This window comes from Mesorhizobium sp. C395A, assembly GCF_030323205.1.
GTDB lineage: Bacteria > Pseudomonadota > Alphaproteobacteria > Rhizobiales > Rhizobiaceae > Mesorhizobium.
Map to the genome: position 1 here is coordinate 3,049,383 of NZ_CP100473.1, position 15,320 is coordinate 3,064,702.

The window sequence follows — 15,320 nt, forward strand, 5'->3', positions numbered from 1 at the left end:
CGGCTTCGACTTGGAGGGGCTCTATTGCAATCCAAATTCCTCAATTTCTTTGCGCGATACACGCAGCGAATATCGAAGGCCATCTTCGGTTATTTCCATATTCGGGGAATGCCCGACAAGCGGCGTGCTGTCCACACCGATTATCAGTGACCCGAACCCGCGGCGTACGACTTTTGAACTCTTCCGTCGGCCCGATTCCACCCAATCGAACACGAGGTCGTCACCTTCGTCCTCGGATGCAAATCGCCACTTAACTTCGACCTTGCCATTCGGGTCACCCAGCGCACCATGTTTCACCGAGTTTGTCGTCAACTCGTGAAGGATCATCGCCAAGCCCTCGGCGGCGCCGCTTGGCACAGTGAGGGAAGGTCCACTGATCGTAATGTCGCGTGTCTCCTTGAAGGGCTGCAATTCCCGGTCCACGAGTTCATGGAGCATCCCTGACAGGTTGGCATGACGAGAAAGGATGCGATGGGTCGCCTCCAGTGTTCGAATCCAATCGATCAACATCTCCTTGTATTTGGCAACATCATTGTCGGGAGTATCGATCATGTTGACCAGAGCTCTAATCACTGGAAACACATTGCTGAACCGATGGCGCTCTTCGCGCATTATGCGCTCGCGTCTCTTTACGGCGGCGCGAAGCAAAGTTGTTTGTCGACGTTCGGTCAGATCCGCCGCCACCCCGATGCGCATTTTGCGGTCGCCGTGCTCTTCCTGCCGTCCACGCAATGCAATCCAGCGTGTGTGACCATCCACTTGCCGGACGCGAATCTCGACGTCAAAGTTCAATGCCGATGAAGGCTTTGCCGAGGCGGACAACTTCGGCCAGTCGACGGGATGGATTACGGCCGAGAGTTCTTCCAAGCGGCGGACTGGGGCCGGAGGCAGACCAAGGATGTCCCAGAACTTGCCGGAGCCGGCGACTGTCCCATCCTCAATGTCTATTTGCCATGTGCCCAGGCGCCCGGCAGATACGGCGAGATCGAGCCATTCCTTCTGAGCCCGAAGGGCCTCGCGTGCCGCTTGTCGCTCGGAAATATCGTCAACCACCACGAATACGCTCTCATTTGGCGCCTCGTCCGGCCGCGACGAAGACAGGGCCAGGTGAGCCCAAAATGCCGTGCCATCCTTGCGCAAAACGCGGATATCCGTCGCCGACGCGGTCCCATTGCCCAAATCTTGCAAAAGCTTCCGCACAGTACCTCGATCGTCGGGGAAAATGAGTTCCTCCAGCTCCAGTTGGGCAAGTTCCTTGTGCGCGTAGCCGGTCATCTCCAAAAGCCGTCTGTTCGACTGCAGCAGTTCGCCATGGCGATTGGTATTAGCAAAGCCCAAGGCGGCAGCATCGATGGCAGCGAGCCTCGCTTCTGCCACCCTGAGCGCGCCGTGCAGATCTTGTCGCAGGCGGTGGAACACGGTTGCGATCAGGCTACCCGAACCCAGAAGGAAGACGGCCCCGGTCCAGTCTCGACCAGTGAGGTGACCGTCCAACAGGTGTCGCATCCACAAGCCGGCGACCGCCATCAGAAGCGTTGCTGCGATGGCAACAAAACGGCCCTCAAGATACACGATGACAACGGTTATGGGGATAAACGCAACAAGCGGCAACGGCTGGCCGCCATATACCGTACTTATCGCCTCGAATGCTATCGATGCTGCAAACACCAAAAGCGAAGCTAGATGAGCCCACGTAGTGCTCGACACATTCGATTTGAGCCAGCGCAGGTCCGAACCCATGCGCAAAGACTACAACTTTCGGTCTAGTCCGTCGAGACTAGGCCGAAGGGGTGGCACCTAATCCCAATGCCCGATTGCCATGACTTTGCCGGCGAATAAAATCATGGTGTCAGGAGCGCTCTTCAGAAAGATATATCCAAGAGACGCTGCGGAAAAACCATTCGCAGATTTCTCGCAGTATGTGGAAATTCAAGTTGAAGCAGCAACTTCATCAGATTTGATTTGCGTCAGTAGCAATGGGTTGGGTGGAAGCGATGACACTGATTGAAACGCGAAACGATACGCTTGCAGGCAGGCAATACATTGTATTGAACGATACCCGCCACGAAAGGCCGATAAGCCTTGTGGACCGACCGGACGCAAGGGTCGGCGGATCTCGACGACGCAGCCTGGAATCCATCACCGGCATGCTTGATCGTATGGGTTGCGGCTATCTCGTCCTGGACCGAGACAAGAAAGTAATAGAATGGAACGCTGCCGCTCGGGACACCCTCGCACGCCAGGGCGAAGCAACTGATACAGCCGTCGAGCTTGCTGCCGGGTTGAGGCGGCTGGTCGCGAATGTTCCGGTCCACCTCCAGCCGGGCTCACTCTCATGGGTAGTGATCCACAGCAGAGGCGACAGGCCGGTGACCATGAACGAGACGGGCGTCGTTACACCGGACGGGACAACCGTCGTCGCATTGCTGGACCGGGATAACAAATCGGCGGCCAACCCTCGCACGTTGCAAAGGATGTTCGGTTTGACCAGCGCGGAAACGCAGTTGGCGCTACGCCTCGCCCATGGCGACGCGCCCCTGGAGATCGCCCGTAGCTGGCATCTCAGTCGCACGACTATTCGCTCTCAGCTCGCCTCGCTGTTCGCCAAGACCGACACGAGGCGTCAGGCGGAACTAGTGGCTCTTTTGGGGCGCATTTCGGTTTTGCCATGAGAAATCGACTGCTGTCTGCATCCGCTTTGATTCAGACAGCGGCGGCCCGCATTGAGCGCGCTGTCGCGTAGATCACAAGGCCGGCGGCGCCATTTCCGATCGTTCAAGCGCTGCCGAGATAGCGCGGAACGCGGAACCTGGAAACGGGAGTGACTTGCCATGGCCGAAGCAGATTCGAAGGTCAACAAGCTGGCGGATATCGTTCACGCGCTGCAGGATGGTGCTGCGTCGAACCTTACGCACACGGGGCCGATCATCGTCACGGGCGCCGCTGGGTTCATCGGATTTCATGTTGCGTCACGCCTTTTGCGGCTCGGCGCCGAGGTCATCGGCGTCGACAACTTCACGCCTTACTACGACCTGAAGCTGAAGGAGGCGCGATTTACACGGCTCTGCGCCGAGCCGAGGTTCACGCCGAAGCGCTTCGACCTGGCGGACCGGTCGCTGGTGAAAGCGCTGTTCTGCGAATTCCAGCCATCGCACTTCGTGCATCTGGCCGCCCAGGCCGGGGTGCGTCATTCGCTCGTCGACCCGCATGCCTATGTGGAGTCAAACATAGTCGCATTTCTCAACGTTCTGGAGGGCTGCCGACACGCGGGCGTCAGCCATCTCGTTTATGCCTCGTCGAGCTCCGTATATGGCGCCAACCGACGCATACCCTTTTCCGAGCATCATGGTGCCAATCATCCGGTGAGCTTCTACGCCGCCACCAAGGCCGCCAACGAATGCATGGCGCATTCCTACAGCCATCTGTTCGGCTTCCCCGTAACCGGACTGCGCTTCTTCACCGTCTATGGCCCCTGGGGCAGGCCCGACATGGCAGTCTATACTTTCACCCATGCCATCGCCGAGGGCCGAACGATCGAAATCGCCAATGCCGGGCACGTATGGCGGGATTTCACCTATATCGACGACATCGTAGAGGGGGTTGTTCGCGTGCTCGCCAAACCACCGTGTCAGGATCCCGGTTGGGACGGTCGCGCTGCCGATCCTGCCACCAGTTCGGCGCCATATAGGCTCTACAATATCGGCAATGATCGGCCGGAAGAAATCAACCATCTGATCGCGCTCATCGAGACGGCCCTTGGTCGCCGCGCCGTTCGCGTCAACGTACCTTTACCGCCAGGTGACGTCCTGGAAACCCGCGCCGATGTCAGGGACCTCCGCCGCGCCGTTGGCTTCGCACCGGCGACAACACTGGAGGACGGCGTGCAACGTTTCGTGGAATGGTATCGGGAATTCCATGCACGCCCTGTGGGGCAGGTGCGACCAGCTGGCCTTCCGGCAACGGCATAGTGAGCACAACGCCGCCATTTCCTTGGTGTGACAGGGTCGCGGCTCGCCTTCAATCTGTCTTGGGATACGCCGGCACTGGAAGGGGCCCAAGCTGCCGTCCTGTACTGTGCCCGACCCCCAAAAGGCGCCGCGCATAGCGGGTGAGCGGCTTCTCGAACAGACGATGGGTGATAAATGCCACGCCGAGGGTTATCGCCAAGGCCGAACCGATGAAGGCCCACGGGCCGAGCACAAAGATCAACCCTGTACGCCAGAACAATATGCGCATGGCGCGGATCACGAATGGATGCATGAGGTAAAGAGCGTATGACGCATCGCCAACGCCAGCGGCCCACCTCGCCGCCAGGCTGTCATGCCTCAGTTTACCCGGCGGTGCCAAGGCAGCACTCCAAACAATTAGAGACGCCGGAATGCCATACACGACAGAGCGACCAAAGCCGGCCGAGATATCGGGAAACGCCGCCGCAAGCATCAGGGCACCCAGTCCCGTTGCGGCCATACAGGCCCTGATTGGGCCGGAAGGCCGCAGGCCTGAGGCGCACATGACCCCGATCATCGCGCCGAAAGCGAATTCGAGGATGATCGGATTGGTCCAGAAACCCCAGGGCTCAGGCAAAGGAGCCCCAAGAGCGCCCGAGAGCACCATCCCAACCAGGATCGCGAGCAGGACCGTAACTGCCCACCGCATGGGCAGCACGATCGTCGCCGTGAACAGCACGTAAAACAGCATCTCATAATTGAGCGTCCAACCCAGCTCGTAGACCGGCTGAACGACGCCGTCAGGGCGACTGGCCGGAACGAATAAGTAGGATTCGACTACAAACCTGAAATCGACGTAGCTCTGGTTGAGAAGATTTGGGGCGGCCACCGCTACCGCAATGTAGAGCGAGGTGAGCGCCCAATATAGCGGGACAATTCGCGCGATCCGGCGGGAAATGAAGAGACGCGCGCCCCCGGGCTTTGCGAACAGCTGTCGCGACGTATGCACCATGATAAGCCCGGAAATCACGAAGAAAATATCGACTCCAGCGCTCCATGGTATCGGATTCCAGCTCTGAAAGGTGCGGCCGGCCTGTAATTCCAGGGTGGCCGCATCATGCTGGGCGTGTCGCAGCGCGACCGAACTAGCCGCGAGGGCGCGCAGGACCTGGACCTGGGTGAGGGTTTCGCGTTGGCTGCGCTCGACAGGCGTCGATCTCTCCGAGCGACGCACTGCAGGCGCCGAGGCGCTCGCCATTCGGGCTTGTTCCATGGATGCTCCGCAGATTGTGAGCACACCGTGGTGCACCTCCGAAACTGATGCATCCTTCAAATGACGGACACCGCCCGCAAAGTATCGGCTGCCCGCGGGGACGCGGGTGTCCGGAACAGGTATACGCCGAAGCGTCTGCGCAGCCCTATGGCCTTTGTGCGATCCGGGCTTCGTGACTTCCTGCCCGAACGACGGCGATCACCGTAGCGAAAACAGTGGTCTCATTTGCTCGCCCTCAAGAACCAATGCCATTGACGGGCGTCGACCGCGCTCGGCCTCATCGACAGCAAGGCAAAAACCAAGCCTGGCATGATTTTCAGTCGCTTGCGGATATAAACGGCCATGGCAATGCTCCAGATGCTCAGTGCAAGTGCCACACCCACCGCAGCGCCAAGCAGGCCGTACACCGCAACTCCGGCTGCACAGGCAATGATATTGGCCACAGCACCCGCTATCATCGTCGTTGCCGCAGCCCATTCATTTCCAGTCATGGTCAGGAGATTCTGTTGGGGCCCGCACAGCGCGACAAAGACATATCCCAAAATCAGAACCCGTGCGATCGGCGCTCCCGCGCTATAACCCTCACCGAAATAGCTCAAGAACGGCTCGACGATCACCATCATCGGGACGGCCACCAGGATGGCACCGCCAGCAGAAAGCAGGGTTGCGCGCGCGAACAGCTGTTGTAGGCCTCTGCGATCGCCTCTGACGTAGAGATCGGCTGCTGTTGGCGAAAACATGGTTGCCACGGCGATACGGGACAGGCCCACGAGCATCGCGACATTCAAGGCCAGCGCGAAAATACCCGCTTCAGCAATATGGCTTGTCCAGCCCAAAACCAGGACTCCTGCCCGACTGACGAAAACATCGAGCCCGGTGATGAGCATGAGCGGGGGGACGGCAAGCCACCATTCCCTCGAGGCATAACTTGGCTTGGCGTGTCCCAGGCCGGGTGGTTCAAACCTCCTCGCGATGATGAACACCAGGGCCGCTGTGAAAGCGGAACTCACAAGCACCGCCAGCGTCACCGAGGGCGCATCCACTGTTCGAAATCCCGACAATGCCAGGAGGGCTACCAACACGAGCAGGAGCCCGTCTCGCATGATGCGCTCCGGCAACAACGCCGAGACAACGCCGCCGAAAGCACGCACAAGCGTGGCTCCGAGAGCATAGGCGGTAACCAAGGGCACAGCCATCATGCCGAGCACGATGCTTGTCTCAAGCCCTCTTTCCGTTGGATCTGAAAGGAACAGGACTGACGCAGCGCCGATCATCCCGAACAAGGTTGCCGCTATCAGCGATCTCTGCAGCGCAAATCTTATCACCCCGCGGGCCAGATCAAGCCTGCCACTGGCCCTATAGGCCGGGAGGAAACGCAACAATGATACATTAAAGCCAAGCGTTGCCAGATAGGCGAGCACTGACGTCCAAGCCTGAACGTAGGAATAGATGCCGTAGTTGTGAGGTCCGATAAGGCGTGCAATTGCCAACTGGGCAAGACTGGTCAAACCAGCGCCACCAATATAGATCAACAAGGCGAAGATGCTTGCCCAAGCGAGCCGCGATCCCATGTCCTTGTTGCGCGGCGGTGTGGTTGCTGAACCAGTTGTTACGTCTGCGCGATGAGATGGCAACTCAATTTGCTTTTCGCCGACCGCCCTATCGAAGCGCGACAATGCAGAAAGTATTTGTCTCTCAATCCGACAAATACTTTTAAAGGTCGATGGACCATCGGTGTATTCGACGGAGATGATTTCCCGGCCAGATGTTGTCAGGAGGTCATGCATCGCTTCAAAAACGGCGAACGAGCGCATGTTCACGTTCAAGTCGGCCTCGAAAATCCGTTCCGCCGGCGGCTCAAGCTCCATCCGCCTACGAAGGCGACTTTCCACGACCGCAGCTGGCACCAAGAGCCTGACGGTGAGATCGGCCGCCGGTGCGAGGCTGAGCGCCTTTTCCAGCGTTCTGGGGTTGGTGCTCCCATTGAACATCGCAAGCGAACCAATCGCTTGAACATATCCTTGATCGAAAATCGTAATTTCGGGCGATTGCTCCGCAGACTTCCAGCAACGCGAAAGGTGCAGGATGTATCGCCAGATTCGCGCGCGCCATATTCGGTTTTTTGGCGGTATCATCCTCACCATTGCAAAGGAATTGGAAATATCATCGGCTCGCCCTGCCGAAAAAAGCAATATTCTGGCTGTTGAAAATATCGCCGATACGATCCGTGATATGAACAGAAAGATTCCGAGATCATATTTGGCGGCCCTGGTGCTTGGCTTGTAGCTGAGGGCGACCTTGGCGTGATAGCCTTTCCCGCGCAGCTGCTGCGCAAGCGCATGTGCGAAGGTTGTTTTGCCGGATCCTGGAGGTCCGAAAAATTCAATGATCATCGTGTAGCTGGCTCGATTTAGGGACGCGATCGCTCCCTGGAGATTCTGTTGAAGATCGCAGACGCATCTTCAAACCCTCTCCAACAGAAGATCGGCGTTGTCTCCGAGCCTGGAGCCGGCTAGCCTCTTCAGGTTCACCCGGGTGAGCACACTCCCTACTGGAACGGTGGCGGATCCGCCGGCCCCTATTGCATCCAGAGCACCACGGGCAATGCTGCGCCTCGTCCTTGCCCAGCGAACGGCAAAAAGCACCGAATCGGCCCAGCGCTTAAGCAGCCTGGTTTCAGGCCCCCGAGGCCGAGGGGACCGTTCATGATGACCACGTCGTAGGCCGAACGCAGCTCCTCGGTGAACTGGCATTTGTCGACGGTGGACAGAAGCGTCAGGAGATCATCGGAAGGTGCTGGAGCGGCCATGAGGTCGATACCGATTTCCGGCATCCTCGTAATTGCATCCTTCAGCACGCAACGTTCATTCACATAGTCGCCGAAGGAGTTCCGGGCCTTGTCGGTGCTGAATTCACCACGAAACCCGTTCGTGAGCCGTACATCCTTGCGATCGAGATCGAGGAAAAGCACTCTTCCTCCCAGCCGCGTTGCCGCCAGCGCCAGGCTCCATGCCAACTCGGTCTTGGCATCGTCCTGGATGCTGGACGTCACGAGAATGATATGCGGCGGCTGCCCCTTCCCCTGAGTTGGCGCCGCAGTGACGAGCAGCGAAGTCACGGCGCGGCTGAACGGCAAGTTCTGCTGGCTCAGAACCAGATGCCGCAGCTTTCTGGCATTAAGTCCCGCAACCCTGGGAAGCAGTCCTACGCACGGGACCCCAAGCTCGGCCTCGGCTTCGGCTTCACTGCGCAAGGTTTGGTTGAAACCGTTGCGGACCAGGACAATGACCGCCCCCATGAGACCAAAGACGACCATGCCGGGGGGAATCAGGAAAATCGGCGACAATGTCACGGGGGTCGACGGCGGCCAGGCGGTCGAAAGGACCGCTACGCCTGGCGAAGGAGCGGCGATGCGACGTATCAGATCCTGCTGCCGGCTCAGGAGTTCGTTGTAATGCTGCGTCACGATGGCTACCCTAGGCTCAAGGGAACGCAGCCCCGAAAGTTGGCTCGCCGTGTCGGCCACGGCCGCGTCGAGCATCGCCTTGCGACTTTCAAGAGCCGTAGCCTGAGACCGGTAGACATTTGCCTCGGCAGCGATTCGGGCAACGCTTTGCTCCATTTCGCGGGCGATCGCGTTGCGCAGATCGCCGTCGGCGGCGGCGCCCGACTGGCGTGTCACCAGGTCCGTCAACACGGGCGACCCGATTTCTTCAGCGATGGCCGTGACCGGGGCGCCCGCCTTGCGCAGGTCCTCAATACGGCGAAGGCGCGCTTCCGACGCGGAAAGACTGGCTTTCGATAGGAATATCTGCCGGCCGAGTTCCGCTGTCTCACTGGCTGCGTTGTTGGCCGCAGTCTGATCGACGGCGCCATGCGTGAGCCGGTATGTCTCCAGCCGATCTGTCGCTTCGACAAGATCCCTTTGTACTTGCGGAAGGCTGGCGACTATCGAATCCAGATGAACCTGATCCGATGCTCGGCTTTTTTGTACCAGATCTTGAATGTAGACTTGGGCGAACGTGTTCGCGACAAGTGCCGCACGCGCCGGACTTGGATCGGTGAACCCGATGGTGATGACGCGCGATCGCAGCTCTTGTCCGACCCTCATTCCCTTGCGTAGCGCCTTCAGCTCGGGCGCGTCCGCTGCGTCCGGATTTTCCGCCACTGTCTTATCCTGTCTCCAGGCCCTGTTCAGGAGGTCGATGAGGAACGAGCCAGCCGCGGGCGGGACGGCATTGACGACGCTCTTTCCGTTACCGTCGACTGGTTGGGCTTTGCGCAGTGCTGCCAGGACCCGACGCAGGTGGCCTTGCGAGGAGAGCATCGTCAGATGATCATCGATGTTCGATTCCAGCGAGTCCTGGGCGGATGCCACGCCACCCGAAGCACTGCTGCTCGGGGCGTCGATAATGACCTGCGTCGTTGCCTCGAACAGCACCGGGCGGGTGAAGCCTGCCAGTCCGGCCAGGATGCCGCCCAGAAGGGCCATGGCAAGCAAGAACCATTTTCGCGTCGTCAGGATGATGACGAGCTGATGGAAGGGTGACGATTGCGTTGGCTCGCGTGGCGGCCGCATCAAGCGCAGATTGGTTTCAAGTGTCCCAGCTTCCATCTGCTTGGCGCGCGGACGCCGGGCGCGGTTGGCTATGGAACCTTCCATCTCAATCCCCTGTCAGTTCGATATGGTAAGAAGGGTGCGTGGCGACCGTCGATGGCCGCATGGCTTCGTTGCGCCACGCCTGAAACATGAGCACCGGCCACAGGTCGCGGAAATTATCTTGGCTTCCATGCAGATGATTGCGCCAGCATGCGTCGACCTTCTCACGGTCGATGACCCCGTCCCCGGAGCGGCCGATCGTGGCAATGATATCGGTTGCCCAGCCGCGCAAGGGCCCTTTCAACCAAGTCCCGACCGGAACGTCGAAACCTTGCTTGGGCCGGTCGACCAGTCGGCGTGGTACATAACGATCAAGCAGTCGGCGAAGCAACCATTTGCCCTTCCCGTTTCGGACTTTGGCACGGGCTGGCAAGCGCCAGGCGAATTCAACGACGCGATGGTCCAGGATCGGGCATCGCCCCTCGAGGCTGTTGGCCATAGTGGCTCGATCGAGCTTCACCAAAATGTCGCCCGGTAGGTAGCCTGTCATGTCGGCGAATAGGAGACGCGAGAGCAGGCCGTCGAGCTTTGTCGTGTCGGTAGGTGCTGTCGACGGCTTGCGATGAACAAGGTCGTTGGCTGAAGATTTGGTCAGTTGCAGAAGGAGTTCGTCCTCATCTCGCGCCGCGAGCAGGCGGGCAAGGCGAGCCAGGCGGTCACCGCGCAAGCCATGCCGCATATTCGATGAAAGCGGCAGATTGCCGAAGATATCTTTCTGAGAGGCTTGGGCCAGCAACCCAGCCCCCGATGCCAACAGCCGGCGAAATGACAATGGCAGCTCATGCTGCTTTGTGAGGCGGGCTGCCAGGAAGTGTCGAGAATAGCCTGCGAAGCACTCGTCGCCACCATCGCCTGAAAGCGCCACGGTTACATGTTGCCGCGCGAGCCGCGACACCAGCAGCGTCGGTATCTGCGATTCATCGGCAAACGGCTCGTCCCAAATCCGGGGCAGCTCCGGAATGACCTCAAGCGCGGCGGCCGGCGAGAGATGAAGTTCCGTATGATCGGTGCCCAGATGCCGAGCCACCGCGGCCGCATGGGGAGCTTCATCAAACCCACCTTCGCCGAACGCTATGGTGAACGTACGAACGGGGTTTCGGGACTGTGCCTGCATCAGCGCGACGACAGTCGAGCTGTCGATTCCGCCCGACAGAAAGGCGCCCAGCGGCACATCTGCAATCATTCGTTCCTTGACGGCCAGGCGGAGCAGGCTGTCGAGCTCGGTTGCGAGGTCCTCGTCGCTGGCAGCTATCGGATCGCGCTGTCCCTTGCAGGCGACATCGGCCAGCGACCACCAAGGGTGAATGCGATGCGCAAGCGAACCGGTGCCTCGGGCGTTGGCGAATTGCGCCGCAGTGACCGACAGGACTGATCCAGGTGGCAGCTTGAACACGCCCTGCCAAATGCAACGGTCATCCGGCACCCAGCCTTTGGAAACCATTGTCGTCGCCGCATCGACATCGAGTTCCGGGGTGAAGCCTGGGAAGCAAGTGATCGCCTTCAACTCCGAGGCGAAGACGAGCGCATCACGTGTCAAGGCGACATAGAGTGGCTTCTTCCCCATTCGGTCGCGGGCAAGCTGAAGCGTTCGGTTCTTCAGGTCCCACAGCCCAAAAGCAAACATGCCAGCGAAGCGCGCGAGGGCTGAATCAAGGCCCCAGCTTTCGATTGCGCACAGCATGACCTCCGTGTCGCTGGCGCCGCGGAAATGATGGCCCGCCCCTTCCAGTTCACGGCGCAGATCGCGAAAATTGTATATCTCGCCATTGAAGGTGATGACATACCGACCGCTCGCGGAGAGCATTGGCTGGCGACCCGCTTCGGACAGGTCGACGATGGCCAGTCGCCGGTGGCCGAAGGCTACTCCCCCTTCACGGCTCACCCAGAAGGCCTCACCGTCAGGTCCGCGATGACGAAGCGCCGTCGCCATCGGTCCGATGGCCCTGAGCGCACTTGCGTTGGCTGCATCGGGCGCCAACAAAATTCCGGCGATCCCACACATTCTAGCATCTCCTCTGGCGAACAATCGCGGGGATCGCTTCCGGCGTCCCAGCGGCAAGGCAGAGGGTCAGACAGAACCACACGATCGGATGGCGGATGACCAAATGCGGAGCACTGAAAACGGCGATCGATGCCACGAGCGCCACCAGAGCGTCCAGCTTCGCCCGCCAGGCGGACAACGCAGCCGAGCCGAAGATCCACATCAGGGCTAGAACCGAAATCAGGCCGCCCTGAGTGTAGAGATCCAGGATGGTGCTGTGCGCCTCGAAGGGCCGCGGCAAAAACTGTTGATTGACCACGGGCGGACTATCTAGGTGCGGGCCCGGACCCAGTCCAAGCGATCCCGATCGTGCCCCCTTCTCCAAGGCTGCATTCCAGAGGTAGAGGCGAAGCGCCGCGGTTTGGGCAGTCGCTTCCCCGCCCTTGTCTTTGGTCAGGCTCTTGGCGAAGTCTTCGGCGCTGGAGGCCTCGCTGAGGGCATAGGGCGCTATAGACAGGGCCAGCGGCAGGAAGCCAACGGCCATCAGGACGGCAAGCTGCCTTGAAAGGCTCGCCTTATTGCCGTCGCTCGTCAGCCAGGCCCGGACCCGCAGCCCGAGAAGGATCAGACAAGCCAGGACCGTGGTATAAAGGTAGGTATCGCTTTTTGTCAGCCTTCCGACGTAAACGGTGAATATGAGGCTGCATAGGGCAAGGCATCTTCCCCATTTATTGCTGGTGGTTGTGGCAAGATGCAACGCCAGTGGACCGAGTAGGGCGCAGTAGAGCGCAAGCTGGTTCGGATTGTCGGACCATCCGCAGAAGCGGTCCCAGTACCAGGGCTCGACCCCAGCCTGATGGAGCCAGCCGAAGCCAAGCCCTACCTGAATGATGAAGCCCGCATTCGCGATAGCAACCATCCACCAGGCGATACGACGCAAACGGAAAGACGCGTTGGGCTCCGCAGCGGCCAGACAGGTGACGCACGCCAACAGCACATAGGCCAGCGTGTCGTGCAACAACGGATCCAGGAACAACGTGGTTGTCAGAAAACCGATGATGTAACCCACGCCCATGGCAAGCGCCAGGATCAGCCAGAAAAGCCCAAGCTTGGCCAGGGCCGGCGTAACCTCCAGTTGGCCGCCAGCAAGGATTCGCGTCATCGACAGCATTATCCAGAGCGTGAGGCATAGTTCGCTGTAGCCGAAGGGCAGCCCTGGGATGCTGAGTTGCGCCGCGTAGGACATCGCGACGCCGAAGGCCAGAAGCGCATCACGCATCATTGCCGCGCCTCGCCCAGTCGATGGGGGCTCGGCACCGCCTCTTCCCTCGGATTCGCCTGCGCAGCTTGAACAAGCCTCCTGCGATATCTGCCACCCAGGATTGTCTTGTACAGGTCGCAATACTGGTCGATGACCCACGACAACGAGAACCGCTCCCGCACGAATCCGACGGAACGGCTGCCCATGGTCTTGCCACGGGCGGGGTCGGAAAGAAGATCGACTATCCGGGAGGCCAAGCCATCCGCATCGCGCGGCGCCACGAGATAGCCGTTCCAGCCATCCTCAACCACATCGTTGCAGCCCGGCATATTCGAGGCGACGATCGGTAATCCGGACAATCCCGCCTCCAGCAGGACACGCGGAATTCCCTCGCGATATTGCGTCGGAAATGCAAACAGATCCGCCATCCCAAGGAGGGCTGGAATGTCGCGCCTTGGCCCCAATGCGACAACGTGGGGAACATGGCGCTCGATATCGGCTCTGCTGACGGCAAACGGACCTTCGGAGTCTTGCGGGCCGACAAGTACGAAACGCGCGTTGGGCCTCTCGCGGATAACGCGAGGAACCGCCTCGATGAGGGTTGGAATCCCCTTCTGCCGCGTGAGCCGGCCGACAAATATTATGACCTGGGCTGATTGTAGGCCAAGTTCCTCGCGCATCGTGGCAGCCGAAGGACCACGATACCTTGCCATCGAGAATGCATCGGGGTCGATGCCAGAACTCCGGATCAGTCGCCCTTTGCCGCGAGCCACCAGCCGGTAGCGCTCGAAGAAGGCCTGATCATCACTATTCTGGAAGACGGTCATGGCTGTCCAACGAGACGCCACCCCCTGAAGGCCGCAAAAGAAAGGACGCAATGCCAGGGCCCGCGGCTCCCGCGACGAGAATGTCCAACCAAGCCCGTTGATGGTGCGAACGACGGGAACGTGCCCGCGCACCGCCAGTGGAGTTAGGATATTGGGCTTGGTGTCGAAGCTTTGAATGATGTCCGGACGCAGTTCGGACATCAGTTCACGGATCGCGCTGACAGCACCCCATTCTGCACCGCCGCTGCCAAAGCGGTCGAACCCAAATCGGCGATGGGCAATGCCATGGGGTGAGAAGGCGGCTCCGAGATCACTCGAAACGGCAGTGACTTGAAAACCCCTTTCGCGAAGCGCCAAAAGAAACGGGATTCTTAGTCTATGATCCTCGCCTCCAACGCAAACCAGATGCGGACTCATCCTGTCGCTCCTGGATGCGATACCAATCGCTTAAAACAGCTGACCCTATCCGCGGTTTCCATGGCCGGTTTCATCGCCCCTGAACACACAACAGCCAGTCCCACGCTAGGAGCAGGCTTTCGTGCTGTCCTCGTCTGTTTGCATGAAGCAAGCTGATCAACGATGCGGCAATGCAGCCACAATCGCTGTCACCTCGGTCAGTGAGTTGGATTCATCCGGTCTGACGGTGCAAGGACGGCACCTTCGCGTACGACACGGCGGGCCGGATATAAAAAAGGGCTGTGTTCGAAAGGTCCGCGCGCCGCGTTCAAAGCAACTTCCGCCCGCCTTCTCACGCCGGATCAACATCGCACCCCAGATGGTGTGATGACTCGCACCGCCAGTTCTCCCGACCGCTTCGTCTGGAACAGGCTTTCACCCGGTCTCTGGATATGGTCGGACCACCAGCCGCCTCTTCCCGCGGATGGGCGACCGCGTTGCCATGCTCGCCGTCATTCGGACCGGCACGCCCGCCTTTCCGTTGAACCCGGTGGGATCCAGTTCAGTGCCTCTCCGCAATTGCCAGCGGCGCGCGTCTCGCATGACCTTTTGGAGTACTGCCTTGCTCATTTTGGCGCCGAGGCTTTTCACGAGGAGCATTGAGCGGCTGCAATGGGAGGGCTTCGTCAGGACGCGATCCCTTTGCGGTCTGAGCTCGAAGAAATCCTGGGGAAGCGCGCATTTGGCGGTGGCTCAACCGAACGTTCATTGGCCGATTGCCGCCACTGCAAACGCACAAGGCGCTCCGGCAGACTTCGCTGCAATGCTTTCGTTGCAGGCTTGAGCACCCCATACTTGGATCATCTACATACCTCTGAGGCAAGCGTAGCATCGAGGCTGTTGTGTTTTTCGGACGCTGATCAAAGATTCTATCAAGGGGCGCCGGTATTTGATTTGTCGCTAATGGATCCTTTC

At 59.6% G+C, this 15,320-nt stretch carries 9 protein-coding genes; 2 read left to right on the top strand and 7 right to left on the bottom strand.

The genetic code is table 11. The annotated features are described in order from the left end of the window. Positions 1–21: 21 nt before the first annotated feature. Positions 22–1,740, bottom strand: a complete 1,719-nt coding sequence (locus NLY37_RS14935) for a sensor histidine kinase (protein WP_023689782.1) — start codon at positions 1,738–1,740, stop codon at positions 22–24. 254 nt (positions 1,741–1,994) lie between these two features. Between NLY37_RS14935 and NLY37_RS14940 the strand changes: the two genes are divergently transcribed. Next, positions 1,995–2,672, top strand: coding sequence for a helix-turn-helix transcriptional regulator (locus tag NLY37_RS14940; RefSeq protein WP_023706589.1), 678 nt, complete (start codon positions 1,995–1,997; stop codon positions 2,670–2,672). A gap of 159 nt (positions 2,673–2,831) precedes the next feature. Then, positions 2,832–3,968, top strand: a complete 1,137-nt coding sequence (locus NLY37_RS14945; RefSeq protein ID WP_084558914.1) for an NAD-dependent epimerase/dehydratase family protein — start codon at positions 2,832–2,834, stop codon at positions 3,966–3,968. 49 nt (positions 3,969–4,017) lie between these two features. Here NLY37_RS14945 and NLY37_RS14950 read toward each other — a convergent pair whose 3' ends face one another. The 6 genes from NLY37_RS14950 to NLY37_RS14975 all read right to left on the bottom strand — a co-directional run bounded on the left by NLY37_RS14950 (position 4,018) and on the right by NLY37_RS14975 (position 14,366). After that, positions 4,018–5,220: an acyltransferase family protein gene (locus NLY37_RS14950; protein WP_023714707.1), complete on the bottom strand. Its 1,203-nt coding sequence runs from the start codon at positions 5,218–5,220 to the stop codon at positions 4,018–4,020. A 221-nt stretch (positions 5,221–5,441) separates the two neighbouring features. Beyond that, positions 5,442–7,613: a polysaccharide biosynthesis C-terminal domain-containing protein gene (locus tag NLY37_RS14955; protein ID WP_031245991.1), complete on the bottom strand. Its 2,172-nt coding sequence runs from the start codon at positions 7,611–7,613 to the stop codon at positions 5,442–5,444. A 185-nt stretch (positions 7,614–7,798) separates the two neighbouring features. Next, on the bottom strand, positions 7,799–9,883 hold the full coding sequence (locus NLY37_RS14960) for a GumC family protein (protein ID WP_286442740.1): 2,085 nt from the start codon (positions 9,881–9,883) through the stop codon (positions 7,799–7,801). A 1-nt stretch (position 9,884) separates the two neighbouring features. Continuing rightward, on the bottom strand, positions 9,885–11,882 hold the full coding sequence (gene asnB / locus NLY37_RS14965; RefSeq protein WP_023741167.1) for an asparagine synthase (glutamine-hydrolyzing): 1,998 nt from the start codon (positions 11,880–11,882) through the stop codon (positions 9,885–9,887). A 1-nt stretch (position 11,883) separates the two neighbouring features. After that, complete coding sequence (locus NLY37_RS14970) at positions 11,884–13,143, bottom strand: O-antigen ligase family protein (protein WP_023681031.1); 1,260 nt, start codon at positions 13,141–13,143, stop codon at positions 11,884–11,886. Then, the gene (locus NLY37_RS14975) at positions 13,140–14,366 is read right to left on the bottom strand and encodes a glycosyltransferase family 4 protein (protein WP_023741166.1); all 1,227 of its coding nucleotides are present in this window, start codon (positions 14,364–14,366) and stop codon (positions 13,140–13,142) included. The genes NLY37_RS14970 and NLY37_RS14975 overlap by 4 nt, the downstream gene beginning before the upstream one ends. Between the last annotated feature and the right edge of the window lie 954 nt (positions 14,367–15,320).

Bases quoted from the DNA above. Each gene is read 5' to 3' on its own strand.
- NLY37_RS14940 (WP_023706589.1), top strand. From the start codon at position 1,995: ATGACACTGATTGAAACGCGAAACGATACGCTTGCAGGCAGGCAATAC.
- NLY37_RS14950 (WP_023714707.1), bottom strand. From the start codon at position 5,220: ATGGAACAAGCCCGAATGGCGAGCGCCTCGGCGCCTGCAGTGCGTCGC.
- NLY37_RS14955 (WP_031245991.1), bottom strand. From the start codon at position 7,613: ATGATCATTGAATTTTTCGGACCTCCAGGATCCGGCAAAACAACCTTC.
- NLY37_RS14935 (WP_023689782.1), bottom strand. From the start codon at position 1,740: ATGGGTTCGGACCTGCGCTGGCTCAAATCGAATGTGTCGAGCACTACG.
- NLY37_RS14945 (WP_084558914.1), top strand. From the start codon at position 2,832: ATGGCCGAAGCAGATTCGAAGGTCAACAAGCTGGCGGATATCGTTCAC.
- asnB (WP_023741167.1), bottom strand. From the start codon at position 11,882: ATGTGTGGGATCGCCGGAATTTTGTTGGCGCCCGATGCAGCCAACGCA.
- NLY37_RS14975 (WP_023741166.1), bottom strand. From the start codon at position 14,366: ATGAGTCCGCATCTGGTTTGCGTTGGAGGCGAGGATCATAGACTAAGA.
- NLY37_RS14970 (WP_023681031.1), bottom strand. From the start codon at position 13,143: ATGATGCGTGATGCGCTTCTGGCCTTCGGCGTCGCGATGTCCTACGCG.
- NLY37_RS14960 (WP_286442740.1), bottom strand. From the start codon at position 9,883: ATGGAAGGTTCCATAGCCAACCGCGCCCGGCGTCCGCGCGCCAAGCAG.